General features: G+C 58.4%; 20 protein-coding genes. 9 read left to right on the top strand and 11 right to left on the bottom strand.

Annotation, left to right across the window (positions count from 1 at the left end):
- The first annotated feature begins 2 nt into the window (after positions 1-2).
- From atcC to G5253_RS12510, 5 genes are all read left to right on the top strand, one after another.
- Positions 3-905 carry a cold adaptation protein AtcC gene (gene atcC / locus G5253_RS12530; protein WP_266135328.1) on the top strand — a complete coding sequence of 301 codons (903 nt, stop codon included), beginning with the start codon at positions 3-5 and terminating at the stop codon, positions 903-905.
- 215 nt (positions 906-1,120) lie between these two features.
- The gene (locus G5253_RS12525; protein WP_266135327.1) at positions 1,121-1,504 is read left to right on the top strand and encodes a hypothetical protein; all 384 of its coding nucleotides are present in this window, start codon (positions 1,121-1,123) and stop codon (positions 1,502-1,504) included.
- 635 nt (positions 1,505-2,139) lie between these two features.
- Positions 2,140-3,627: a peptide MFS transporter gene (locus G5253_RS12520; protein ID WP_266135326.1), complete on the top strand. Its 1,488-nt coding sequence runs from the start codon at positions 2,140-2,142 to the stop codon at positions 3,625-3,627.
- 650 nt (positions 3,628-4,277) lie between these two features.
- Entirely contained in the window at positions 4,278-4,982 is a 705-nt protein-coding gene (locus G5253_RS12515) for a hypothetical protein (RefSeq protein ID WP_167557660.1), read from the top strand.
- A gap of 464 nt (positions 4,983-5,446) precedes the next feature.
- The gene (locus tag G5253_RS12510; RefSeq protein ID WP_421203419.1) at positions 5,447-6,310 is read left to right on the top strand and encodes a DUF2971 domain-containing protein; all 864 of its coding nucleotides are present in this window, start codon (positions 5,447-5,449) and stop codon (positions 6,308-6,310) included.
- Between the two features lie 57 nt (positions 6,311-6,367).
- Here G5253_RS12510 and parC read toward each other — a convergent pair whose 3' ends face one another.
- The 10 genes from parC to nudF form a co-directional block, all read right to left on the bottom strand.
- Positions 6,368-8,662, bottom strand: a complete 2,295-nt coding sequence (gene parC / locus G5253_RS12505; protein WP_069554656.1) for a DNA topoisomerase IV subunit A — start codon at positions 8,660-8,662, stop codon at positions 6,368-6,370.
- Between the two features lie 83 nt (positions 8,663-8,745).
- Positions 8,746-10,656, bottom strand: coding sequence for a DNA topoisomerase IV subunit B (parE, locus tag G5253_RS12500; RefSeq protein ID WP_167557663.1), 1,911 nt, complete (start codon positions 10,654-10,656; stop codon positions 8,746-8,748).
- A 115-nt stretch (positions 10,657-10,771) separates the two neighbouring features.
- Positions 10,772-12,781 (bottom strand): FUSC family protein, encoded by a 2,010-nt coding sequence (locus tag G5253_RS12495; protein ID WP_266135324.1) that lies wholly within the window; start codon positions 12,779-12,781, stop codon positions 10,772-10,774.
- 1 nt (position 12,782) lies between these two features.
- A complete protein-coding gene (locus G5253_RS12490; RefSeq protein ID WP_266135323.1) occupies positions 12,783-13,649 on the bottom strand; it encodes an HlyD family secretion protein in 867 nt (288 codons plus the stop codon).
- The gene (locus tag G5253_RS12485; RefSeq protein ID WP_033113020.1) at positions 13,642-13,884 is read right to left on the bottom strand and encodes a DUF1656 domain-containing protein; all 243 of its coding nucleotides are present in this window, start codon (positions 13,882-13,884) and stop codon (positions 13,642-13,644) included. The genes G5253_RS12490 and G5253_RS12485 overlap by 8 nt, the downstream gene beginning before the upstream one ends.
- Positions 13,885-14,080: 196 nt before the next feature.
- Complete coding sequence (locus tag G5253_RS12480; RefSeq protein ID WP_266135322.1) at positions 14,081-14,704, bottom strand: NUDIX hydrolase; 624 nt, start codon at positions 14,702-14,704, stop codon at positions 14,081-14,083.
- 2 nt (positions 14,705-14,706) lie between these two features.
- On the bottom strand, positions 14,707-15,294 hold the full coding sequence (locus G5253_RS12475; RefSeq protein WP_127006058.1) for a YqiA/YcfP family alpha/beta fold hydrolase: 588 nt from the start codon (positions 15,292-15,294) through the stop codon (positions 14,707-14,709).
- A 12-nt stretch (positions 15,295-15,306) separates the two neighbouring features.
- Positions 15,307-16,125: a 3',5'-cyclic-AMP phosphodiesterase gene (cpdA, locus tag G5253_RS12470; RefSeq protein WP_069526926.1), complete on the bottom strand. Its 819-nt coding sequence runs from the start codon at positions 16,123-16,125 to the stop codon at positions 15,307-15,309.
- A gap of 22 nt (positions 16,126-16,147) precedes the next feature.
- Positions 16,148-16,636, bottom strand: a complete 489-nt coding sequence (locus G5253_RS12465) for a DUF1249 domain-containing protein (protein ID WP_234917221.1) — start codon at positions 16,634-16,636, stop codon at positions 16,148-16,150.
- Complete coding sequence (nudF, locus tag G5253_RS12460) at positions 16,599-17,240, bottom strand: ADP-ribose diphosphatase (protein WP_005335901.1); 642 nt, start codon at positions 17,238-17,240, stop codon at positions 16,599-16,601. The genes G5253_RS12465 and nudF overlap by 38 nt, the downstream gene beginning before the upstream one ends.
- A 304-nt stretch (positions 17,241-17,544) precedes the next feature.
- Between nudF and tolC the strand changes: the two genes are divergently transcribed.
- Entirely contained in the window at positions 17,545-18,867 is a 1,323-nt protein-coding gene (gene tolC, locus G5253_RS12455) for an outer membrane channel protein TolC (RefSeq protein ID WP_266135321.1), read from the top strand.
- Positions 18,868-18,983: 116 nt separating this feature from the next.
- On the opposite strand, the gene hldE is transcribed toward tolC, so the two are convergent.
- A complete protein-coding gene (gene hldE / locus G5253_RS12450; RefSeq protein ID WP_043849643.1) occupies positions 18,984-20,411 on the bottom strand; it encodes a bifunctional D-glycero-beta-D-manno-heptose-7-phosphate kinase/D-glycero-beta-D-manno-heptose 1-phosphate adenylyltransferase HldE in 1,428 nt (475 codons plus the stop codon).
- A 229-nt stretch (positions 20,412-20,640) separates the two neighbouring features.
- Here hldE and lpxL point away from each other — a divergent pair, with 229 nt between their 5' ends.
- The 3 genes from lpxL (at position 20,641) to G5253_RS12435 (ending at position 25,297) form a co-directional block, all read left to right on the top strand.
- Entirely contained in the window at positions 20,641-21,564 is a 924-nt protein-coding gene (gene lpxL, locus G5253_RS12445; RefSeq protein ID WP_216952110.1) for an LpxL/LpxP family Kdo(2)-lipid IV(A) lauroyl/palmitoleoyl acyltransferase, read from the top strand.
- Between the two features lie 627 nt (positions 21,565-22,191).
- On the top strand, positions 22,192-24,114 hold the full coding sequence (locus G5253_RS12440; RefSeq protein WP_266135320.1) for a PTS mannitol transporter subunit IICBA: 1,923 nt from the start codon (positions 22,192-22,194) through the stop codon (positions 24,112-24,114).
- Between the two features lie 37 nt (positions 24,115-24,151).
- Positions 24,152-25,297 (top strand): mannitol-1-phosphate 5-dehydrogenase, encoded by a 1,146-nt coding sequence (locus tag G5253_RS12435; protein ID WP_266135319.1) that lies wholly within the window; start codon positions 24,152-24,154, stop codon positions 25,295-25,297.
- Positions 25,298-25,330: the final 33 nt, after the last annotated feature.

Genomic DNA, 25,330 nt, shown 5'->3' with positions numbered 1-25,330 from the left:
TCATGCAGTTAGTCATTCGCGATGCCAACCAGGGCCCCTTTCTGACCCAGGTGCTGCGCTTTGGCCGCGACAACGAACTCTTGAGTCAGCAGCAGCTGGCCGCCATCAAGGGCAAGGCGGTGCTGATGAGCCTCAAATTCGCCGACAAGTACTACAACAAGTACAAGATACACCTGCTGGAGCAGGCCGCCCACGACGTCATCGGCGTGGTGAGCCTCGGCCTGCAGGAGCTCTCGGCGCGGGATCCGGCCAAGGCGCTGGCGCTGCTGCAGGCGCCGGAAGGCCCCATCAAGCCCTTCCAGAAGGGCTGGTCGATGCTCATTACCGTCAGCCCCAAACAGGCTGGCAACAGCCTCTACGGTGACGTGGATGCGCGCCTGCTGGACAAGATCTCGAGCCCGCCCGATGTGGAGGAGTGGCAAGGGTGGCAAGAGTACGAGAAGGCGCTGACCGAGCACAACAAGAGCCGCCTGATGGAGCTCATCGACCAGCACTTTTTCGCCTGCGAGAGCGACCACCCCACCATGGAGGACAAGCTGGCCGAAGCGCTGCTCTACCGCATCCTCTGCGGCAAGGGCAGTGGCGCCGCCCCGCTCAAGGTGAAGCAGGATCTCAAGCGCAAGCTGGCGCGGGAGATTGAGCTCGACGAGAGCTGGTACGACACCGACTACCTCGCCGCTCAGCTCGCCCTGATGCTGAACGCGCTGCCCGCCGACATGGCCGCCGCCCTGCGCCAGGAGCTGAGCCCGGGCTTTGTGCCCAATCTGCTGCACACCCTCGGCTTTGTGCGCCAGTACCAGCTGCTGCAAAAAGAGAACGCCTCGCCGGAGAAGCTCGACAACGTCGAGATGCGCGCCGGTCTCAAGCACCCGCTGCTCGGCTGGCCGCTCTACCACAACTTCTAGGGCACGCTTCGCCGCCTCTGTTGTTGCCCCCAATGTGGGATAACCCAACGCCCGGCCCGCCGGGCGTTGTTATATCTACGTCATCAGCCCCCACGATTGACGTAACAAATCGGGATGCAACCAGTTCAGATGGCTTCATTCAAACCTTGTTCGCAGCTATACTGCGCCCCTGATTCAGGGCTGAATAAACCGGTCATAATACAGGTCAGATTTTTATGCTGCTGCCACTTTTAATGCTTATCAGCGCCAATACTCCGCTACTGTCAGATACCCGCCTTTATAAAGAAGTCGCCAATAATTGTAAAAATGTAGATTTTGGAAATTGGCAACATCCGACCAGAAAGGTATTACTGGAACGAGGCGTTATATTAAAGAGAGTCGAGTTATGTAACGATGGTAAATATCCAATCTATCATGTTCGACTCCCGTATGACCCGGGTGGGCAGACTCAAGATTATTTCAACCCACTCTATGTGGCCATGTACGGAGCCAACGGAAAATGGCCATATGCCATGGTCGATGAGGAAGGAACCATTGTGTATATGACCTATCGGAAAGGTTCTATTATCACACCGGACTACGAGCTTTTCTCACCATAATCAGATTTTATCTCTGAGGGAAATACTAAAGGCAAGCAAAGGAAATATATTTCCCTAAAAGATAGCATCACGATTTACAGCTCCAAAATGCTCTGGTTGATATATTATCAGGCTATCTTAAGTCACCTATCTGTCGAAACTAATATTTACCACGTTATTACAACAAGAATATATATTATTCCCCTGCGATGAAACGCTCAACAATCCCCCACACCATCAGGCTCTGATCAAGCCTTTATTTTCAATATTTATTCACTCAACGGGTGAAACTGAATAAATAAGCTACCACTCAACATGTCGGCGGCGATGGCGAAAAGGCAGCCAAAAGCGGGATGGCGATCTCACTATTAAATCAGTCAAGGCCATAAAAGGCTCCGTTTAACCCCTCTCAATATGATTGCAGCCCTGCCAGCGCCAGCATCCCTGAAACAAAAACCGCATAAAAAGGCGGAATAGATCAATAAAAAGCAATTAATCGCGCCGGATTAAATTTCAGGTATGGCTATTTGCACCGCTTGGCCGCTAAATGACAGACCGGCCTTTAGACCAGCATGGAAGCGCACAAGGCTAGCCGGCAGCAGACCGGTACGCTCTCAGGACGAGTTATGACTTTCTTCTCTCACAGGAGACAGACCGTGAGCGCTTCGAATCAACACCCCACCATTCTCCCCGGCTCCGGGGCGCTGTTCTTTATCCAGACCTTCTCGACCCTGGGGTTTGCCGTGCTCTACTCCACGCTGGTGCTCTACGCCACCAAGCGGCTCGGCTTCAGTGAATCCCAGGCCAACGCCATGATGGGGGTCTTCGGGGCCTTCAACTATGGCCTGCACCTGTTTGGCGGTTATCTCGGCGGACGCTACCTCAGCAACCGCAACCTGTTCGTGATGGGGATGGTGCTGCAGGTGATCGGCTGCTACTTCATCGCCGAGATGGGGATCACCGGCCTCTACTGGGGACTCGCCATGTTCCTCACCGGCAGCGGCCTCAACGTCACCTGCCTCAACATGATGCTGACCCAGCGCTTCGCTCCGGATGATCACCGCCGCGAGAGCGCCTTCCTGTGGAACTACGCCGGGATGAATCTGGGCTTCTTTATCGGCTTCACGGTGGCGGGCTACTTCCAGCTCACCGAGGATTACCGCACCCTGTTCCTGTTTGCGACGCTGGGCAACATCATCGCCATCATCGCCACCTTCGCCTGCTGGCCGATTCTGGCGGATATCAGCACTCCACTGCGCCATGTCAAAGGGAGCGGCTTCTACCGCCGCATGCTGGCCGGTATCGCCATTCTGGCCATGCTGGTGCCGGCGCTGCGCCTGCTGCTGACCCACGCCAGCTTCAGCGGCAGCTTCGTGCTGATCCTGGGCGCTGTAGTGCTGGTGCTGCTCTGCGTTATGACCGCCCGCCACCCGGACGCCGCCGAGCGCAGCCGCATGGTGGCCTACCTGATCCTCGCCCTCGGCTCCCTCATCTTCTGGTCGCTCTACCAGCTGGCGCCCATGGGGCTGATGCTCTTCTCCGAGCACAACATCAACCTCAATGTGTTCGGGCTGCGGGTCGCCCCCCAGTGGATCCAGAACATCAACACCCTCGTCATCGTCATCGGTGGCCCCCTGATGGCGCTGCTGTTCAAGCGACTGCGTGAACAGGGCTGGAATATCGACATCCCCTCCCAGTTTGCCGCCTCCCTGTTCTGCATGGGGCTCGGCATGCTGGTGCTGCCGCTCGGCATCCATCTGGCGGGGGCCGACGGGCTGGTCGCCTTCAAGTGGATCGCCATCAGCTATGTGCTGCAGAGCTTTGGCGAGCTGCTTATCTCCCCCATCGGTTACGCCATGATCGGCAAGCTGGCCCCCGCCAGCCTGCAAGGCTTGATGATGGGCTGCTGGATGATGGTGACCGGCATCGCCTCGGTGCTGGCGGGCTATGTCTCCGGCGCCATGCCGCAAAATATCGGCAGCACCCCGGTCGCCACCAACCCGGGTTACAGCTCGGTATTCAATATGCTCGGCTGGGGTTCGCTGGCAGGCGGCGTGGTGTTGCTCCTGCTGGTGCCCCGCTTGCGCCAGCTGATCGCCTCCAAAATCACCCCGTCACCGGCAGCGACAGCCATTCCTGTCTAATCGGGTTCGGGCCAGCCATTTCAGTGGCCCCTGCCAGTGCGAACGGTTGAATCGGCAACGCAGCTGATAATGCAAGGGGCCCCGCCATCATGGATGGCGGGGCCCTCTCTTTTGGCGGGATGGATAGCTCTTTTTCAGGTTGGCAACCTTGCGCTTGCTATGGTGTTTACCCCTATCGTCGGCTCCCCTCACCCTAACCCTCTCCCAAAGGGAGAGGGGATCAGCACCTGCCACTCTGTAGCCGAAGCTGTCACGCTTAGCTATCACGCCATACCACGGTCACTATCAATGGCTGCGATCTCTGCTCCCTGCTCCCACTCTTTGCCATAGATAAGGGGAGAAGAGTCGGGGATGAGGGGAGCAAACCATCGACATGCAGCAGAACGTTAAAGAAAACAGAGAGAAGTAGGGTCGATTAGCGAAGCGTAATCGTCCACACCGCAATCTCGGTGGCTATAGACATAGAGAAGAGATCAGCTGGAGCACCAGCAGAATTACGGCAACCGGTTTTCGCGATCGTCTGATTACGCTTCGCTAATCAGACCTACAGCCCTTCACTAATTAGATATATAATCCGCTATAGGGGCCAAAGATACGTTTACAATTTCTTCAGCACTAAATAATATGTACTTAAAGCATAGGAGGCACCATTGCAATCAACATTTAGGAAGTCGGAAAAACATGCTTTTATATTAAAGGCTGAAGACACAACGAAAATTTGGACAAAGCTGGAAAGCTACAATAAATCAGTAACCGCAAGTGTTACATTTAGTGATTCTGTAGTTAGAGAAGTTGACTCGTTGTCAGAGCTCTTAAGCTTTGAAAACTCCAATAGTAAGAAGTTTCTGCAGATTGAATTTAAAGCCGTTTCTTTTGACTGTGCTAATATAACGAGAGTTGAGTTGAGTGATAGCCAGTATAATCCAGTATCCATTTCGTCATCAGGTAATGATGAAATTGTTGCAAAGGTAGCATCTGAAATACCAGAGATCATCAATGGATTGAAACCATGGTACTCAAAGGCAAGCCGTATAGATATATCTATCTTATTATGCATACTCTTAGCGATAGGTGGAATGCTCATTACCCTCATGATTCCTGAGTCAGATAAGAAAAAAGTAGTAACATTTATGGAAGCCATAACCCTTTTAGGGATTACTACTCTATTCTTTATCTTTATATATTATTTACACAAGATACTCACGGCTTTTAAAAACCATATATGTCCTATTGCAACATTTGCAATAGGACAGGGTTTACAGCGGTATAATTTACAAGAGAATATTAGATGGGGAGTTGTTATTGCACTGATAGTTTCAATGGCAGCCTCATTTTTATATGGTTTGGTTACATAAGCATTCATAAACAACCAATATAGAAATACTGCTTTTAATTTATAATGAAATACCGCTGCAAATTTAATTTAATTTTTTAATTATAGTGAGCAATATAATAAAGGGCGCTTTCGCGCCCTTCTATATTAATTACCTGTACAGATCTAGTTATCACCTGACACCGGCCTCAAACCGGTGTCTTGTTTACGCTACTTTAGCGTGTATGGTCGATTAGCGCAGCGTAATCGTCCGCGCCATTTGCCCATTGGTGTTTGGAAAACGGGAAGATAAGATGGGCTACAGCAGGATAGGGGCAACCGGTTTTCGCAATTGCCTGATTACGCTCCACTAATCAAACCTACGGCCCTACCAGAATGGCAGGCTTTACAACATATCGAAGAGGAGCTTCAAAGCCCTGTCTTTTTAGAGTATGTTTATCTTAGCCCAATTAAATCCACAATTAATATATTACATAGGAAAGCTATATGTATAAATATTTAAGCTCATTTTTTGATGAAATACTGACGGAACCTTCATTAAGAATGACACATGTAAGCTTATTAAATGATACTAATGAGAAAAAAACGCATAGCGATTACTCACAACTTATTAGTGAACTCCCAGCATTCAAATTCATTATCAATGAGTACAAAAAAAGAACTCCTCTTAAATCAGAAGAGGAATTAATAAAAGAGGCAAAGGAAATATCGCTAAGCATTATAAATAATGAAATTCAAAATATGGGGGTTATATCTCTTTGTCCAAACCCAACAAATGATATGATGTGGGGAATGTATGCGGACGGACAAGCCGGAGTTTGTGTAGAATACAATATTTCTGAATTTAGTAAAAACTATATGCTACACAAAGTGCAATACTGTGAGTCAAAATATAATGATGATTCTTTTGCGCCAGAAGGGATGTCATTACCCTATCTGTGGGATTATGTTATAAAAACTGCTTTAACTAGGAAGAAACCAAGCTGGAGCAATGAGGAAGAGTCCAGATTTATTATCAAACTATATGAAGCTGATGAAATTAGAGCAAGAGTACCATCCAGTGAACTGAGGAATTGTTTATTAAAGAATAATCACTCATATGTAGAACTCTCCGATGGCAGTTTAACTATTGAGCCTTACGGAAGTTTATCCTTAGGTGAAGTGGCAAAACACAAAGAAGTTCTCTGTCTAAAGAAATTGAAAAAAAATCATTTAAAGTCAATATGTTTTGGTGAAAATTCGCCCAAAGAACATATTGAAAGAGCAAAAACGATAATCCATTCTGATAGCGAAGTAAGGCATGTATCGCTATATATATTTAGTGATGGACAGATGCATAAAATAGACTGATTTACCGACGATGCTTTTATTAGATAGAAAGGGCGCTTTCGCGCCCTTCTATATTAATTACCCTTCCTGATTTTCTCCGGCAGCCGGTTCGGCACCGGCGGCGGGTTCAATCTCGATACGATCGACCCGCTGCAAACCGCGGGGCAGCTTGGCGCCACGGCGGCCGCGCTCGCCGCGGTAGTAGTCGAGATCAGAGGGTTTGAGGGTCAGTTTGCGCTTGCCGGCAAACAGGGTGACCGACTGGCCCTGCGGGATCACGGCAGCCATCACCACAAACTCCTCCCGCGCCTTCACGCGAGCAGAGGGGATGCTGATGAGCTTGTTGCCCTTGCCCTTGCCGAGCACCGGCAGGGTGTTCATCGGGAACAGCAGCATGCGACCCTCGTTGGAGATGGCCATGCAGAGATCGGTCTCCGGCGAGCCAATCTTCTGGGGTGCCATCACCAGACCCCCTTCCGGCACAGTGAGCAGCGCCTTGCCGTTCTTGTTCTTGCCGATGAGATCGTCATAGGTGCAGACAAAGCCGTAACCGGCGTCGCTGGCGATCAGATACGGCTCGCCTTCGTTGCCCATCACCAGATGACGCACCTCTTCACCGGCACCCAGCGCAAAGCGGCCGGTGAGCGGCTCGCCCTGACTGCGGGCGGAGGGCAGAGTGTGCGCCTCCAGCGAGTAGGTGCGGCCAAAGCTCGACAGGAACACCGCCTGCTGGTTGCTGCGGCCAAAGGCGTGGGTGAGGTAGTTGTCCCCCGCCTTGTAGGAGAGCCCCTCGACATCCACATCGTGGCCCTTGGCGGCGCGCACCCACCCCTTGTCGGAGAGGATGACGGTGACCGGCTCGCTCGGCACCAGTTCTTTCTCGGTCAGCGCCACGGCGGTGGCACGCTCCACCAGCGGGGTGCGGCGATCGTCGCCGTACTTCTCGGCATCGGCCAGCAGCTCTTTCTTGAGCAGGGTGTTGAGACGGCGCTCGGAGCCCAGGATCAGCTCCAGCTTGTCGCGCTCTTCGGCCAGTTCGTTCTGTTCGGCACGCAGCTTGAACTCTTCGAGCTTGGCCAGATGGCGCAGTTTCAGCTCGAGGATTGCTTCGGCCTGGGTCTCGGTAATGTTGAAGCGCTCCACCATCACCTTGCCCGGCTCATCCTCGGTGCGGATGATCTCGATCACCTCGTCGATGTTGAGGTAGGCGATCAGCAAGCCTTCGAGGATGTGCAGGCGAGCCAGCACCTTGTCGAGGCGGAACTGCAGGCGGCGACGCACCGTCTCGCGGCGGAACTGGATCCACTCGCTGAGGATGGTCTTGAGGCACTTCACCTGCGGCCGGTTGTCGAGGCCGAGGATATTGAGGTTGACCCGGTAGTTCTTCTCCAGATCCGTGGTGGCGAACAGGTGGGCCATCAGCCCCTCCACATCCACCCGGTTGGAGCGCGGCACGATCACCAGACGGGTCGGGTTCTCGTGGTCAGATTCATCCCGCAGATCGGTCACCATCGGCAGCTTTTTCGCCACCATCTGGGCGGCGATCTGCTCCATGATCTTGGCGCCGGAGGCCTGATGGGGCAGCGCTGTGATGACGATGTCGCCATCCTCCTCGCTCCAGACCGCCCGCTGCTTGATGGAGCCCTTGCCGGTCTCGTAGATTTTGCGGATATCGTCGCGCGGGGTGATGATCTCGGCGTTGGTCGGGTAGTCCGGCCCCTGAATGTGCTGCATCAACACATCCAGCCCCGCATTGGGGTTGTCGAGCAGCTCGGCACAGGCGTAGGCCACTTCCCGCGCGTTGTGGGGCGGGATGTCGGTCGCCATGCCCACCGCGATACCGGTCACCCCGTTGAGCAGGATGTGCGGCAGACGGGCAGGCAGCACCACCGGCTCCTTCATGGTGCCGTCGAAGTTCGGCGTCCACTCCACCGTGCCTTGTCCCAACTCGGAGAGCAGCAGCTCGGAGAAGCGCGACAGCCGCGCCTCGGTATAACGCATGGCGGCGAAGGATTTGGGATCGTCCGGCGCCCCCCAGTTGCCCTGACCATCCACCAGCGGGTAGCGGTAGGAGAAGGGCTGGGCCATCAGCACCATGGCTTCATAACAGGCGCTGTCGCCGTGGGGGTGGTACTTACCCAGCACGTCACCCACGGTACGGGCGGATTTCTTGTGCTTGGAGAGCGCCGACAGACCCAGCTCGCTCATGGCGTAGATGATGCGCCGCTGCACCGGTTTGAGGCCGTCGCCGATATGCGGCAGGGCCCGATCCATGATGACGTACATGGAGTAGTTCAAGTAAGCCTGTTCGGTAAAGGTGCGCATTGGCTGGCGCTCTACCCCGTCCAGACTGAGCTCGATAGCATCACTCATGTGATTTTCTCTTTCGGTTCGGGAGCCGCCTCAGGGCGACTCCGGCTAAATGCTTGCCAGCCCCGAGAGGGCTGGCCGACGGCTTAGATGATGGCGAGGTTGCCCTTCTCTTCGAGCCATTCGCGACGATCGCTCGCCCGCTTCTTGGCCAGCAGCATGTCCATCAGCTGCAGGGTCTCGTCAGCCGCATCCCCTTCACTCTCCCCTGCCGGATCCATGGTGAGCTGCACCAGACGGCGGGTGTTGGGATCCATGGTGGTTTCCCGCAGCTGTTTCGGGTTCATCTCGCCCAGGCCCTTGAATCGGGTCACCATCACCTTGCCCTTTTTCTTCTCGGCCTCGACCCGCTGCAGCACGCCGTTCTTCTCATCCTCGTCGAGGGCGTAGTAGACCTCTTTACCGATATCGATCCGGTAGAGGGGCGGCATGGCCACATAGACGTGGCCTTTCTCCACCAGCGTGCGGAAGTGCTTCACGAACAGGGCGCAGAGCAGGGTGGCGATGTGCAGACCGTCCGAGTCCGCATCCGCGAGGATGCACACCTTGCCGTAGCGCAGGCCGCTGAGATCCTCGGAATCGGGGTCAAGGCCGATGGCCACGGAAATATCGTGCACCTCCTGCGAGGCGAGCACCTGACCGGCCTCAACCTCCCAGGTGTTCAGGATCTTGCCGCGCAGCGGCATGATGGCCTGAAACTCGCGATCCCGCGCCTGCTTGGCACTGCCGCCCGCGGAGTCACCCTCCACCAGGAACAGCTCACCCTGCATGGGGTCGGCGCAGTTACAGTCGGTCAACTTGCCGGGCAGCGCCGGGCCTTGGGTAATCTTCTTGCGCACCACCGTCTTGGCGGCGCGCATCCGGCGCTGTGCGCTGCTGATGCAGATCTCGGCGATCTGCTCCGCCAGCTCGGTGTTGCTATTCAGGTAGAGGCTGAAGGCATCCTTCACCACGCCGGAGACAAATGCCGAGCTCTGGCGCGAGGAGAGTCGCTCCTTGGTCTGACCGGCAAACTGCGGATCCTGCATCTTGATGGAGAGGATATAGGCGCAGCGATCCCAGATATCTTCCGGAGTCAGCTTGACCCCGCGCGGCAGCAGGTTGCGGAACTCGCAGAACTCACGCATGGCGTCGAGCAGGCCCTGACGCAGGCCGTTGACGTGAGTACCGCCCTGGGCGGTGGGAATGAGGTTCACATAGGATTCGGCGAGGCATTCGCCCCCTTCCGGCAACCAGCAGAGCGCCCAGTCCACCGCCGATTGTTCGGAGCTGAACGAGCCGATAAAGGGCTGCTCCGGCAGGCAGGTGAACTGCTTGACCGCATCGACCAGATAATCCTTGAGGCCATCTTCGTAGCACCACTCCAGCTTGATGCCGGTGTTCTTGTCGAGGAACTTGATGGTGAGGCCGGGGCAGAGCACGGCCTTGGCTTTGAGCAGGTGCTCCAGCTTGGTGACCGAGAACTTGGGCGAATCGAAGTAGCTCGCCTGCGGCCAGAAGCGCACCCGGGTGCCGGTGTTGCGACGGCCGCAAGTGCCGGTGATGGTCAGCTCCTGCACCTTCTCGCCACGCTCGAAGGCGATGTCGTAGACCTGACCGTCGCGACGCACCGTCACCTCGACCCGATCGGAGAGGGCGTTTACGACCGAAATACCCACCCCGTGCAAACCGCCGGAGAACTGGTAGTTCTTGTTGGAGAACTTGCCGCCCGCGTGCAGCTTGCAGAGGATTAGCTCCACCCCGCTGACACCCTCTTCCGGGTGGATATCGACCGGCATACCGCGGCCGTCGTCGATCACTTCGAGGGACTGGTCTTCATGCAGGATCACCTCCAGATTGCGGGCGTGACCTGCCAGCGCTTCATCGACGCTGTTGTCGATGACCTCCTGGCCGAGGTGGTTGGGCCGGGTGGTGTCGGTATACATGCCGGGGCGGCGACGCACCGGTTCAAGGCCATTGAGGACCTCAATGGCATCCGCATTGTATTGAGTAGACATGGAGGGCCTTGCGAATTGACGTTTGGGGAGAATCTTACTCGTTGGGAGGGTATTGGACAAACTTGGCTGCGGGAAAGGGTGATCCGGAGGGGATTGTGCCCCTCCCAAGGCTGTTTCAGCTCCCCTCGGCGGGGCCCGGCAGCGCCTGTTGCAGCTGGGAGAGCGAACTTTGCAGCCGCCACACCATGCCTGCCAGCTCTCGCGCCGTGCCATCGCCATGGTTGGCCAGCCCCTGACTGATCCGCTGCAGCTCGGCCAGCGTGCGATCCAAGGAGGCGTGCTGCACCCCCTGCTCGGTGAGGATCCCCTTCAGGCTGCGGATACAGTTGTCGCGCACCAGATAGAGGGGGTGCTCGTCACCGCGCCACTGGCGCAGCTGCCAGACGATATGGCTGCAGTTGAGCAGCACCACGCCCCAGCGCAATACCCAGAGGCGGGCGGTCTGATCCTGACTCTGGCCGAGCTGGCTGATGCAGTGGTAGATGAGCGACTCGAACTGGCTCTCGCTCTGGCGCGGGGCGGGCTCCAGTTGCTCCATGAAGTGGCGGCGCAGGGAGCGGATGAGGCGGCGGCTCTTGCGCCGATCCGAGCTGGGTCGCAGCAGCTGAAACGCCAGCGCGGCGCTCATCACCCCCAGCATCTGGGCAAGGCTGCTGTTGATGAACTGCTGATAGTCGTAGCTGGGCGGATTGGTGATGGCGAGAAACGAGCCGAGCAGCACGATCATCTGGCCCCAGAGGCCCGCCTGCCGCACCTGCTGTTGTTTGCAGAGCTGCATGGTGAGCAGCGCCGGAAAGAGCAAGAGGCAGAAGATCCAGAAATCGTCGATGCGGATCATCAGGCCAAACTTGACCGTAAAGCAGATGAGGCTGAGCAGCAGGATCGCCCTGAGCATGGTGTTGGCCCCCTGAGCCGGCGCCGGGGTCGCCGAGTAGAGCACGCAGCAGATGGAGAGCATGGTGAGCGCCGAGCTGCCCGCATCCCACTGACTGTTGATCCAGAAAGTGCAACCGAGCAGCACGCAGAGGAAGGTGCGCCCGCCGTTGTAGGCGGCCTCCAGCGTGTCGGTATGGCTGGTGAGGGAGGTGTGACGGGGCGGCGCCGGCCACTCCTGATCGTCGTAGCGGGTCAACCGGTCGAGCCAGCGCTGGCACTCCAGATAGCTCCAGCAGAAGTGGCGCAGCCGCAGCAAAAAGGTGCGCAGCCGGTAATCATGCTCGCTGGTCGGCATCAGGGGAGCCAGCAACCTCGCGACCCGATACTTGTCGCACTCCGGCTTGCCAAGCTCGGCCAGCAGGGTGGCGAGCAGCGCCTGAATGCCTTCCGGTTGTTCCGGCCAGTTGTGCAGCATGCGGCGCTGGCTGGAGATAAGGCTGATCAGGCGCAGCTGGCGATGGAGCAGGAAGTTGAGCAGCCGGCTCTGGCGCCGCAGCCGGTGATGGCTCCAGACCGCCTGAATGCGTAGTACGTTCATGGTGAGGATCTGGCCGATCAACCCCTCGTGGGAGCTGCGTACCTCGTGCGTCATCTCCCCCAGCCAGAGCAGCTGGGCATGCTCCAGCAGGCGGGCTTGGCTCTTGCGCAGGGATTCCAGCAGGGTTTCGCTGTCGGAGGTGCTGGGCAGGATCATCATCATCAGACCGCCGCAGAGGATGCCGATGATCACCTCGCTCACCCGCGCCTGGGCAATATCGAAGATATGGTGGGGATCCGCCACATTGACGCAGGAGAAGGCGATGATGGCGGCAGTGTAACCGCCGAGGGCGAAGGCGTAGGAGACGTTGTTCTGATAGTGGTTGGATATGTAGGTGCACAAGCCCAGCCAGAGGGCGATGAGAAAGCTGAACAGCCAGGGATCGCTGATGCCAAGACCGGTGATCACCACCGCAGCCATCGCCCCCATCAGGCTGCCAACCACCCGCCCCAGACTCTTGCTGATCACCCCGCCCACAGTGGGAAAACTCACCACCGCGGCCGAGCTCATCGCCCAGTAGGGGGAGTCGAGCTGCAGCACGAAGGCCAGCCAGAGCGACAGGCACATGGCCAGCGCATTGCGCAGGGCATAGCGCCACTGCCCCCCTGTCGCCTTCCCCCAGGGGGTACGCAGCCAGAATGACTCGCTCACCCTACTCGCCAATGGTGATGGTGCAGGTGGTGCCGGCGATCAGCGTCATGTCCGCCGGCACATCCAGCAGCTTGATCCGCACCGGCACCCGCTGGGCCAACCGCACCCAGGGCACGTTGGGTTTGACGTCGATCAGCAGGCCGTTGCCGCCATCGACGCTCTGATCGTGGATGGCGCGCCCTATGCTCTCCACCTCGCCACGCAACCGCTGCTCACCACTGTAGAGCACCACTTCGGCCGGTTTGCCCGGTGCTATGTGGCCAAGCTTGGTCTCTTCAAAGTAACCCTGTACATAGAAGGAGTGAGTATCCACCAGCGCCACCAGCGGCACGCCGGCGCTGGCATAGTTGCCGACCCGGGTCTGCAGGTTGGTGATGTAGCCATCGCTCGCGGCATGCACCCGGGTCTTGGCCAGCGACCACTCCGCCTTCTCCAGATTGGCCTGTGCCACCTGATAGGCCGCCTGCATCGCCTGGGCATTGAGGCGCGCTTCGTCCATCGTCTCGGCTGAGATGACGCTGCGCGACAGGCCGCTACGGCGGTTCGCCTCGTGCTCGGCCTTGTCGAGATCCGATTTCGCCTTGGCCAGCGCCGCCCGGGCATTATCGAGGGCGATCCGGTAGGGCTCGGGGTCGAGCGTAAAGATCTCCTCCCCCGCCTTCACCAGCTGGTTGTCCTTCACCGCGATCTTGATGATCTTGCCCGACACCTCGGGGGTAATGCTGACCAGCTCGGCGCGCACCTTGCCATCCCGGGTCCAGGGCCCCTGCATGTAGTAGTTCCACAGCCACCAGCCCGCCGCCAGCGCCAGCGCGCAGACCAGCAGGGTGGAGAAGTATTTGAGGGTCGCGAGAGGTGATTTAGCCATGTAACAGCATCCATAGAGCGCCGCTGACGGCGAGGATAAAGAGGGAGAGATCCATCAACAAAGGGTGCCAGACATCCCCACCATAGAGCCAGTCACGCAGCAGATGGTGCACCGGCAGCCAGCAGAGCAGGCCGAGCAGCACCGCCTTGAACAGCGGCGGAAAGTAGAGAGAGGCGCCCAGTACCAGATCCGGCAGCGCAGAAGGAGTTGTCACAAACGTGCTCCCTGTTGGCAGTGAAGTTCAGAAGAGTTCGGCCATTCCCTGCCCCGGGCGAGGCAAAGTAAACAGGCCGCTAAAGATTAACACTGCCCCGCTGGGTGCAACAGGAACATATGAGCCCCTTTTGTTCAGACCTGTCGATCCGCTGGATGGTGCACGCCATCGCGCGTCGGCACCTCCCCCAGCTCGAACGGGTTCACTTCCTCAGATGTCAATCAAACAGGGTATCGCGCCGCCCCTGCAGCAAGTGCTCATGGAGGGTGCGCAACTGGGAGGCCACCACCCGATGGCAGGAGAGCGGGGGCAAGTTGTCGATGGGGAAGTACCCCGCCCCTTTGGTTTCATCGGTTTCGCCCAGCAGCTGGCCGCCGGTCACCTCGCACAGAAAGAAAGCCTTGTGCGCATGGGGCAGCTGGAGCGGATGAGGGTGTTTTAGCTTGTCGAACAGGGCCAGCAATTGCACTGCACGGCACTCAAGGCCGGTCTCCTCCACCACTTCACGCACCACAGCATCCGCCGGCGAGTCACCGATATCGCACCAGCCACCGGGCAGAGTCCAGCAGTCGTCGCTGCGCTCCTGTACCAGCAGGATATGGCCCGCATCGTTCTGAATGAAGGCCCGCACATCGAGCTTGGGGGTGGGATAACCGCTGTCGAGGGCAATCCAGTCGCTGATGGCTTCCGGCGCCAGCTCGCTCTGACTGGCGATAAGGGTCACTGTAGCCGCTCGCAGCGCTTCGAAACGGCCGATATCGAAGGGGTCTTTGGAGTAGGTGAGGCCCGCTTGCGCCGTGGCCAGTACCTGTTCCAGAAAGGCGGCCAACGGCGGTCGCATGATTAAAGCCCGAGGAAACGGATAATCTGGGCGGGGTAACGCTCGAACGCCACAAAGGCGTGGTTGCCGCCGCATTCCAGCGAGAGGCGGGCAAAGCGGTACTCATCCAGCGCCTTGCGATAGTCGAGCACCTCATCCCCCTGCTGTTGCAGGATCCAGAGTCGCTCCGGCACCGTCACCGGTACCGCCAGTGCCCGCAGCTCGTCCATATGTTCAGGCAGCAGTTCGTACTGCTCACCCGTATAGGGATTGGTTTGGGGGCCGAGGTAGTCACAGAGCAGCTCGTGCGGGCGCACCGCCGGATTGATCAGCGCGGCGCGGCAGCCGTACTGCTCGCTCACTCGGGTCGCCATAAAGCCGCCGAGGGAGCTGCCCACGGCGCCGAGCTTGAATTCACTACCATAACGCCCCTGCAGATCGGCGATGGTCTGCTCGATAGCCGCCCAGGCCGCCGCTGGCGTATTGGGCTGGGCCGGAATGATCACCTCGATGTCGGGCCGGTTGGCGGCCACCCAGGCAGCCATCTGCTGCGCCTTGGCGGAGCCCGGTGAGGAGTTGAAACCGTGCAGATAAAGGAGAACCGACTTCATGCAATGCTCTCCTCAATAACCGGTGGCGTTGGGGTCGGGCACAAACTGCCCCACCGGCAGGCGCCACACCTCGCTGGCCACCCGCCCATCCGGATAGAGGGTCAGATAGCGCCAGCCCGGGCCGGATTCATCCAGCGCGAAGCCGTCGGATAGCGGTTTGAACTGAATGCAAGTCGATGGGCTGGCAATCAGCCGCACCCCGCGGTGCACCTCGTCAAACTCCTGATGAACGTGGCCGAACAGGATGGTCTTCTGCTGCGGATGACGAGCCAGCACGGCGAACAGGTCGTCGGCATTCTTGAGATTATGCTGATCCAGCCAGGCGCAGCCCACCGGCACCGCCTGATGGTGCAGGGTGATAAGGGCGTGGCGATCAGGATATTGGCGCAGGGCGCGGTCGAGGGCAGCCAGCTGGTGATCGCCAATCATGCCGTGGGGTTTGCCGCGCACCTGGGTGTCGAGCAGGATCACCTGCCAGTGCTCGCCCACCAGCTGCTTGGATTCACTGATCCCGGCGGCATGGAGATATTCGGTCATCAGCGGGCTGTCATCGTGATTGCCGGGTAGCCAGTAGATGGGGCGGCCCAGGGGCGCCATCATGGAGGCGAAACGCTGATAGGATTCCGGACTGTGATCCTGCGACAGATCGCCGGTCGCCAGAATCACCTCGTAGGGGTGTTCATTGGCCTGCACCTGTTCCAGCACGGCGGCCAGACTCTCTGCGGTGCGCACAGCCAACAGCCGCCCTTCGGCACTCGCGAAGAGGTGGGTGTCGGTAATTTGCAACAGGCGCACACTGCCGTCCTGCGCCTGGGGGAGCTCTGTTTCCAAAATCACGCTTCTTTTTATTTGTTCAACTGGAGATATTGATCGGGCTGGTACCATGTCTGAGACAAAATTTTAGCCATTCGGCCAGAAACAGATTTACCTGCTCCTTTTCGTCCCGCTGGTGCATCTTTTTATTGGGATAATCATAACGTGGTTGCAAACGGGAAATCTGTTGCGCTGCACACACTTCCGCCATCCGCACATCATGATACAAACGAATCTCTATCTGGGCTTGTAAATATTCGGGCAATTCGGGGTTGTGCTGGCTCAGGATCACCTGATTGGTGAAGCGACTCTCGCCAATGATGGTGAGCTGGAACTGCAGATCGTTGCCGACCCGATAGCGGCGCTCGGCCCCGACTTCCCCATCAGGCGGCAGCAGTTTCATCAACGCCATGTAATTGACCTCGCAGGTACGCTGCAAGGACATCAGATCAGGCACATAGCGCCTGCTCTGTTGCAGGGTCAGCGCCACCTCAGCGATCTGCCAGCCAGCGGGCACGCAGCTCGCCATGGTTGAGGGCCAGCCACTGCAGGGCGATGACCGAGGCCGCATTGTCGATGCGTCCCTCTTTGAGCCAGGCGTAGGCCTGTTCGCGGCTCACCACGTGCACCCGGATATCCTCGCCTTCATCAGCCAGACCGTGCAGCCCCTCGGCCTTGCTGGCATCCACCTCGCCCACAAAGACCTCGATCCGCTCGGTGCTGCCGCCCGGGCTCACCAGATAGCTGATGGCATGCTCGCAGCGGGCAACCTCGATCCCGGCCTCTTCTACCGCTTCGCGACGCACCACCGCCTCGGCGGTCTCCCCTTCGTCGATGATGCCGGCCACCAGCTCCAGCAGCCAGGGGGTCGGGCTGGTCTCCATGGCGCCGATACGGAACTGCTCCACCAGCACGATCTGGTCGCGTACTGGATCATAGGGCAGCAGCGCGGCAGCATGGCCCCGCTCGAACAGCTCGCGCACGATGGGCTGGTTCCAGCCGCCCGCAAATAACCGATGCTGCAGACGATAGACATTCACCTTGAAGAAGCCGTTATATCCAGCTGATTTTTCAATGATTTTCACATCATCGGCGGCGTAATGCCGATCTTGCGGCAAGGGTTGCTGCGACATCCGGGGCTCCCGTCAGCTTGACTTGTATCAGTTTGACCATAAAATCCGAGGAACATGAATGAACGTTCATTCACTCGGCGTGCCATGGTAATGAGGGGTGGATTTTAGCAGCCACAGACCATTTGGCTAGGCGCGCGGGGAGAAAACTGCGTCCGGTTCTTGACGTTCCCGTCACCGGACCTGAGACTCTTAGCATTAAATTTTGCTTATAGTAGAGTGATTAAGCTGCAATCAAGCTTGGTCGGTGACAATATTTGCCTCTCCAGCAACCAGTTTGGGTTACTACATAAGGTTAAAACGATCTATGAAAAGAACACTTTTGTCAGTCATGGTGTTGCTGGGCGTCAGTGCCGGTGCCCACGCCGAAAACCTGCTCGATATCTATCAACAAGCCCAGCTGAAAGACCCGCAGTTGCTGCAGTCCAAAGCCGTTCGCGACCAAGCCTTCGAGAAGATCAACGAATCCCGAGCCCCTCTGCTGCCCCAGATCGATCTGGGTGCCGGGCTCAATTATCTGCAAAACAAGAACGACACCCAGAGCAATACCAACGCCAAGGGTGAGGTGACGCTGTCGCAATCCCTCTATCGTCGCAGTAACTGGGTCAATCTGGATATCAGCGAGAAGCAGGCCACCCAGTCTGATGTCGCCTACAACCTCGAAATCCAGAACCTGATGGTGCGCACCGCCAAAGCCTACTTTGATGTGCTCAAGGCGATGGATACCCTGGAGTTCGTCCGTGCCAACAAGGTTGCAGTAGAGCGCCAACTGGAGCAAACCCAGCAGCGTTTCGAAGTGGGCCTGACCGCCATCACCGACGTCCATGAAGCTGAAGCCTCCCGCGACCAGGCGCTGGCTGACGAGATCAATGCCGAAAACTCGCTGGACAACAGCTACGAGACCCTGCGCGAGCTGACCGGTATCGATCACCGCAATCTGGACGTGCTGAACACCGATCGTTTCAGCCCGCAGAAGACCGCCTTCGGCTCCGACAAGTGGCTGGAGCTGGCGCTGGACAAGAACCTGCAACTGCACAGTGCCCGCATCAGCAAGGACATTGCCAAGGAGCAGATCGATCTGGCCAAAACCGGCCATGAGCCGACTCTGGATCTGGGGGCCGGACTGCAAACCAGCAATACCGATTACAAGCTGGATAGTATTCAGAGCGGCGGCAATGACAATCAGGCCAATATCGGTCTGACCTTCAAGCTGCCCATCTACAGTGGTGGCGCCACCAGCTCCAAGGTAAAACAGGCTCAATACAACTACGTTGCGGCCAGTGAACTGCTGGAGAAGAACTTCCGCTCGGTGCAGAGCACAGTGCGCTCCTCCTACAACAACGTGAACGCCAGCATCGGCTCGGTTCGCGCCTACAGCCAGTCTGTGGTCTCCGCCGACAGCGCCCTGAAGGCAACCGAAGCCGGTTACGAAGTGGGTACCCGTACCATCGTCGACGTGCTGGACTCTACTCGCAAGCTGTACGAGGCCAAGCAGAAGCTCTCCGAAGCCCGTTACAACTACATTCTCAATATCCTGAGCCTGAAACAGGCTGCCGGTATTCTGGAAGCGCAGGATCTGGTGGAAGTGAACCAGGGTCTGATGCCTGCCACGGCAAAAGCCAAAGGCTGATAGCCGCTATCGGACATGAAAAAGGCGACCGCAAGGTCGCCTTTTTGTTATCCGTATTTCTGCCGGTTTGCTACCGCCGATAGTGAGCCCCGCCAGATTGCGGGGCTAGCAGAACGTTAGCCGCGCTCGCGGATCGTCTTGATGATGTCGGTGGTGGAGCAGCCATCCTCGAAGTTGAGGACGCGCACCTCACCGCCGTTGGCAGTCACTTCGGCGTAACCGGCGATATCTTCCGGCTTGTAGTCGCCGCCCTTGACCAGCAGATCCGGCAGGATCTCGGCGATCAGGCGCTGCGGGGTATCCTCGGAGAAGGGCACAACCCAGTCCACCGCGCCCAGCGCAGCCAGTACGGCCATACGGCGCTCGGTCGGGTTGACCGGACGACCCGGCCCTTTCAGACGGCGAACCGACTCGTCGGTGTTGACCGCCACGATCAGGCGATCCCCCAGCTTGCCGGCGTTGGCCAGATAGGAGACATGGCCGGCATGCAGGATGTCGAAGCAACCGTTGGTCATCACTACCTTCTCGCCGCGCAGACGGGCGGCACGAACCGCCACTTTCAGCTGGGCTTCGGACATGACGCCGAAGCCGGTCTCCTGCTCGGTGTAGAGGGCATTGGCCAACTCGACCGGGCTGACGGTAGAGGTACCCAGCTTGCCGACCACGATACCGGCTGCGGTATTGGCCAGCGCACAGGCTTCGTCCAGGCTCTTGCCTGCCGCCAGCGAGGTAGCCAGAGTGGAGATGACGGTATCACCGGCACCGGTCACATCATAAACCTCGTGAGCCTGAGCCGGCAGATGCAGCTCCGGCTGACCTTCGCGGATCAGGGTCATGCCGTTCTCGGAACGGGTGACCAGCAGAGCATCCAGCTCGAAGCGTTTGACCAGATCCAGCCCCTTGGCGACCAGCTCCTCTTCGCTCTTCACCTTGCCCACCACGGCTTCGAATTCGGACATGTTGGGGGTCAGCAGGGTGGCGCCGCGGTACTTCTCGAAGTCGGTACCCTTGGGGTCGACCAGCACCGGAATACCGGCGGCTCGGGCGCGCTGGATCATGCCGGGCACGTCGTTGAGAGCACCCTTGCCGTAGTCGGAGAGGATCATCACGTCGCTATTCGGCAGCGCCTGCTCGACCTTGCTCATCAGCAGGGTGGCATCGACGGAGTGGAAGGGCTCTTCAAAGTCCAGACGCAGCAGCTGCTGGTTGCGGGACAGCACCCGCAGCTTGGTGATAGTCGGGAAGTCGGCCAGACGAACGAAATCACAGGCCACCTTGACGCCAGCCATCTGGCCAGCCAAGGCATCGGCTGCCTCGTCCTGACCGGTCAGGCCAAGCAGCACAGCGTGAGCGCCAAGGGCGGCGGAGTTGAGGGCCACGTTGGCCGCGCCACCCGGGCGCTCCTCAATGTGTTCAACCTTGACCACGGGCACCGGCGCCTCGGGGGAGATCCGGCCGGTGGGGCCATGCCAGTAACGGTCCAACATGACATCGCCAACGACCAGAACGCGGGCTTTTTCAAACTCGGGCAGGGTGATCTTCATCTGTATCGACTCTCAAAACCTGAAAAATCAGTCGCCGATTTTATCACACTCTTTTATTTGAGGGAGAAAAAGCAAACCTGCGGTTTCCATTTAAAGGAAACCGATAGTTAGGATTCCCGTAACACCAGTGAACCACAATCAGCCCCTCTGACCAGCACATAGCCATTCGCCCCCGCCCCCCCTTTTCGGCTAGAATCCCCCGATTGTGTTTGCGAATAAGAGATTAGCCATGGCCCACGACAACGCTCCCCGCCTCGAGCCCCGCCTGTTTCATCCCCGTTACTGGGCCAGCTGGTTCGGCCTCGGCCTGCTCTGGCTGCTGACCCTGCTGCCGTGGCGCAGCCAGATGTGGCTGGGCCGTCAGCTCGGTCGCCTCGCCGCCAGGATATTGAAGTCCCGGGTGAAGATTGCCCGTCGCAATCTGGAGCTGGCGATGCCCGAGCTGACCCGGGATGAGCGGGAGAAACTGCTCAAGGCAAACTTCGAGAGCGTGGGCTGTGCCGTGTTCGAGGTGGGGATCGCCTGGTTCTGGCCAGACTGGCGGATGCGCAACCTGATGAAGGTGGAAGGGGAAGAGCATGTCATCGCTGCCATGGAAAAAGGTCAGGGCATGCTGCTGCTCTCCTGCCACTTCCTAACGCTGGAACTCAACGCCCGCTGTTTCGGGCTGGTGCGCCCCGGGGTCGGCGTCTATCGCCCCAACACCAACCCGGTGCTGGAGTATGCCCAGTACCACGGTCGCTGCGCCTCCAACAAATATCTGGTGGACCGGATGGATGTGAAGGGGATGATCAAGGCGCTGCGCAACGGCGACGCCCTCTGGTATGCACCGGATCACGACTACGGCAGCCACGCCAGCGTGTTCGTGCCCTACTTCGCGGTAGAGCAGGCGGCCACCATCACCGGCACCGCCACCCTGGCTCGGGTTAAAAACACCGTCACCCTGCCCTGCTACAACATCCGTACCAGCGAGGGTTACACCCTGCATATCGGGGCGCCGCTCGCCGACTACCCGAGCGGAGATGACATGATTGATGCCGCCCGCGCCAACCGCGAGATTGAAGCTGCGGTGCGCAAGGCGCCGGAGCAGTACATGTGGCTCCATCGCCGCTTCAAGACCCGCCCCTCCTCCGAGGATGCCGGCTTCTACTAAGCCGCAGCCCCCGACTGGGGCCAGATCACCAAAACCGACAAACCGCCTGCTGGCGGTTTGTTTTTATCTGCTGTCTGCCCTGCGCGGCAAGCAAGCACCCCGAACATCTGCCGCTCGATAACATCCTGCATGTTGGCGCCCATTCCCATCAACCGACCTCAAAAGAGACCCAATCACCGACCGTAAAAACTGAAAGCGGGTTACAAATCTATTGATTCATTGGCTAGTAGAGAGAAATTTCGATAGATCCATCGTCACTACCCGCTGATGAGTTATTGAGTGATTTGTCCCATTCGAATACAAAAACTGAATTTGTGAAGTAAATCACCTTTATGCAAAAGCACGGCAAAGCTGATTTAGTGATTTGGATCACAAGAAATGGTCATTAAAAATAGAAAAGATCGAAATGTAGCCGAATTACAGCGAGCGAATGTGATCTTCATCACTGGTTGGAGAGGGGGTGTGATGGGGTATCTGAGAGGTGGATCACAAGACACCCCGTTTTCAGCCTAATTTGATCACAAGCTGGTAGATTGAAGTTGCTTAGACGACAGGGATGGCGGTTCGGCAAAACCGGCCATCCCGACTACCACTATTAATCAAACAGGCTTAAAACGGGGTCCCGACATGTTATCACCGGATACCAAAGTCAAGATACAGAATTTTGGACGCTTCCTGTCCAATATGGTCATGCCCAACATAGGCGCCTTTATCGCCTGGGGCTTTATTACCGCCCTCTTTATCCCCACCGGCTGGCTGCCCAATGAAACCTTGGCCAAGCTGGTCGGCCCCATGATCACCTACCTGCTGCCGCTGCTGATTGGCTACACCGGCGGCAAGCTGATGGGCGGTGATCGTGGCGGCGTGGTCGGTGCCATCACCACCATGGGTGTCATCGTGGGGACCGACATCCCGATGTTTATGGGTGCCATGATGGTCGGCCCGCTCGGTGGCTGGGCCATCAAGCGCTTCGACAAGGCGATGGACGGTCGCGTCAAGAGCGGCTTCGAGATGCTGGTCAACAACTTCTCCGCTGGCCTTATCGGCATGCTGCTGGCGATCCTCGCCTTCTTCGTGATCGGCCCCTTCGTCAAGGTGCTCTCCGGCGTGCTGGCCGGTGGCGTCGGCTTCCTGGTGGATAACCACATGCTGCCGCTCACCTCCATCTTTGTCGAACCGGCCAAGATCCTGTTCCTCAACAACGCCATCAACCACGGCATCTTCTCGCCGCTGGGGATCCAGCAGGCGACCGAGCACGGCAGCTCCATCTTCTTCCTGATTGAAGCGAACCCGGGCCCGGGCATGGGCGTGCTGCTGGCCTACATGGTGTTCGGCCGCGGCGCCGCCAAGCAGTCCGCTGCAGGTGCCTCCATCATTCACTTCTTCGGCGGCATCCACGAGATCTACTTCCCGTATGTGCTGATGAACCCGCGCCTCATTCTGGCGGTGATCGCCGGCGGCATGACCGGGGTCTTTACCCTGACCCTGTTCAATGCTGGTCTGGTCTCCCCTGCCTCACCGGGTTCCATCTTCGCCGTGTTGTTGATGACGCCGAAAGCCTCCCTGATCGGGGTCGCCCTCTCCATCATCAGCGCTACTCTGGTCTCTTTCCTGGTCGCCGCCGTGTTCGTCCGCGCCCAGCAGCCGGAAGCCGACGAGGCCGATGCCCTCGGTGAAGCCACTCGCAAGATGAAAGCCATGAAGGGCGGCAAGCCTGAAACCGCAGCGGCCAAGAAGCCGGGCGGCGAACTGATGGCGGTGCGCAATATTGTGGTCGCCTGCGATGCGGGCATGGGCTCCAGCGCCATGGGCGCCGGCATGCTGCGCAAGCGGGTGCAGGCCGCCGGGCTCGATATCAGCGTTACCAACCGCGCCATCGATCAGCTCGACGATCAGGTGGACTGGGTCATCACCCACAAGGATCTGACCGAGCGGGCCCGTCGCCATGCGCCGAACGCTCACCATATTTCGCTCACCAACTTCCTCGACAACGGCCTCTATCAGGAGCTGGTACAGAGCCTGAGCCGCGCCGCCAACGATGACGTCGCCAACCCACAATTGCTGGTGGCCGCCAACGACGACAGCTACGAGCCGCAGGCAGCCGAAGTCTTTACCCTGAGCCATCATGACGTGCATCTGGGACTGAAAGCGGACAACAAGGAGGCCGCCATCCTGACCGCAGGCCGACTGCTGGCAGAGCGCGGTTACGTGGCGCCCGACTACGTCAACGCCATGCTGGAGCGTGAACAGCTGGTCTCCACCTACCTCGGCGAATCCATCGCCGTGCCCCACGGCACCATCGCCGCCAAGGAGTTTGTGAAGCGTACCGGCATCGTCATCTGCCAGTACCCGGCCGGGGTCGCCTTTGGCGAGGCTGCCGATGAGGTAGCGCGGCTGGTGATCGGCATCGCCGCCCGCAACGACGAACACATGCAGGTGATAACCCGCCTGACCAATGCACTGGATGAACCCGGTCTCATCGACCGGCTGGCCAGCACCACGGATCCCCAGGCCTTCCTGGATCTGCTGGGTGCCGAACAGGCTGCGTAATCATCTTTCATCGTCTTTGGTTCAAGAGGTTAATATCATGAAAACATTACATTTTGGTGCTGGTAACATCGGTCGCGGCTTTATCGGTAAAGTGCTGGCAGATGCCAGCCATCAGGTCACCTTCGCCGACGTCAACGACATCCTGATCGACCAGCTCAACCACCGTCAGGAGTACAAGGTTCATGTGGTAGGGGCGGATCAGAAACTGGACGTGGTGCGCAACGTGGCAGCGGTCAGTTCCGCCGGTCACGAGGTGATCGCCCGTATCATCACTGCCGATCTGGTCACCACGGCAGTGGGCCCCAACATTCTGGACAAGATTGCCAGCACCCTGGCCAAGGGGCTGCAAGCTCGCTTCGATGCCGGCAACCTGACACCACTCAACGTGATCGCCTGCGAAAACATGGTGCGCGGCACCAGCCACCTCAAGCGGGAGGTACTCAAGTACCTGCCGGTCGCGTATCATGCCACGCTCGAATCCTGTATCGGCTTCGTCGACTCGGCGGTGGATCGCATCGTGCCGCCCGCCGCGGCTGCCAACGATGACCCGCTGGAAGTGACGGTCGAGAGCTTCAGCGAGTGGATCGTCGACCAGACCCAGTTCAAGGGGGAGCTGCCACAGGTGGCGGGCATGGAGCCCACCGACAACCTGATGGCCTTCGTCGAGCGCAAGCTGTTCACCCTCAACACTGGCCACATCGTCACCGCCTATCTCGGCAAGCTGCGGGGCTACCGCACAGTGCGCGAGGCGATCGAGGATCCGGTGATCCGCAGCAAGGTACGCCGCGCCATGGAAGAGAGCGGTGCCGTGCTGGTGAAACGCTACGGCTTCGACCCGCGCCTGCACGCCGCCTACATCGAGAAGATCCTGGCCCGCTTCGCCAACCCCTATCTGGTGGACGAGATTGACCGGGTCGGTCGTCAGCCACTGCGCAAGCTGGCGGCGGGAGATCGACTGGTGAAGCCGCTGCTGGGCACCCTGGAGTACGGCCTGCCAAACGAGCAACTGCAGGAGGGGATCGCCGCTGCGCTCCACTATCGCAATGCCGATGACCCGCAGGCGGTGGAGCTGCAAGCCCTGCTGGCGGAGCTGGGCCCGGCCAAAGCGCTGGCCCGCGTCACCGGACTGGATGAAGAGAGCGAGGTGGTTCGCGCCATCGTCGCCCGTTACGAAACCCTGTAATGACCCTGCTTGCGGCGCATTCAGCCACCACTG

The organism is Aeromonas sp. 602658 (genome assembly GCF_049173005.1).
In the GTDB taxonomy this organism is placed as follows: domain Bacteria; phylum Pseudomonadota; class Gammaproteobacteria; order Enterobacterales; family Aeromonadaceae; genus Aeromonas; species Aeromonas veronii_A.
This window is presented reverse-complemented; position numbering and strand designations above follow the sequence as displayed.

What these genes read in the sequence shown, in the direction of transcription:
- G5253_RS12465 (WP_234917221.1), bottom strand. Translation starts at nt 16,636, where the DNA reads ATGGCGAGCTGCGTGCCCGCTGGCTGGCAGATCGCTGAGGTGGCGCTG.
- hldE (WP_043849643.1), bottom strand. Translation starts at nt 20,411, where the DNA reads ATGAAGATCACCCTGCCCGAGTTTGAAAAAGCCCGCGTTCTGGTCGTT.
- G5253_RS12525 (WP_266135327.1), top strand. Translation starts at nt 1,121, where the DNA reads ATGCTGCTGCCACTTTTAATGCTTATCAGCGCCAATACTCCGCTACTG.
- lpxL (WP_216952110.1), top strand. Translation starts at nt 20,641, where the DNA reads ATGGCCCACGACAACGCTCCCCGCCTCGAGCCCCGCCTGTTTCATCCC.
- G5253_RS12435 (WP_266135319.1), top strand. Translation starts at nt 24,152, where the DNA reads ATGAAAACATTACATTTTGGTGCTGGTAACATCGGTCGCGGCTTTATC.
- G5253_RS12490 (WP_266135323.1), bottom strand. Translation starts at nt 13,649, where the DNA reads ATGGCTAAATCACCTCTCGCGACCCTCAAATACTTCTCCACCCTGCTG.
- parE (WP_167557663.1), bottom strand. Translation starts at nt 10,656, where the DNA reads ATGTCTACTCAATACAATGCGGATGCCATTGAGGTCCTCAATGGCCTT.
- parC (WP_069554656.1), bottom strand. Translation starts at nt 8,662, where the DNA reads ATGAGTGATGCTATCGAGCTCAGTCTGGACGGGGTAGAGCGCCAGCCA.
- atcC (WP_266135328.1), top strand. Translation starts at nt 3, where the DNA reads ATGCAGTTAGTCATTCGCGATGCCAACCAGGGCCCCTTTCTGACCCAG.
- G5253_RS12510 (WP_421203419.1), top strand. Translation starts at nt 5,447, where the DNA reads ATGTATAAATATTTAAGCTCATTTTTTGATGAAATACTGACGGAACCT.
- tolC (WP_266135321.1), top strand. Translation starts at nt 17,545, where the DNA reads ATGAAAAGAACACTTTTGTCAGTCATGGTGTTGCTGGGCGTCAGTGCC.
- nudF (WP_005335901.1), bottom strand. Translation starts at nt 17,240, where the DNA reads ATGTCGCAGCAACCCTTGCCGCAAGATCGGCATTACGCCGCCGATGAT.
- G5253_RS12475 (WP_127006058.1), bottom strand. Translation starts at nt 15,294, where the DNA reads ATGAAGTCGGTTCTCCTTTATCTGCACGGTTTCAACTCCTCACCGGGC.
- G5253_RS12480 (WP_266135322.1), bottom strand. Translation starts at nt 14,704, where the DNA reads ATGCGACCGCCGTTGGCCGCCTTTCTGGAACAGGTACTGGCCACGGCG.
- G5253_RS12440 (WP_266135320.1), top strand. Translation starts at nt 22,192, where the DNA reads ATGTTATCACCGGATACCAAAGTCAAGATACAGAATTTTGGACGCTTC.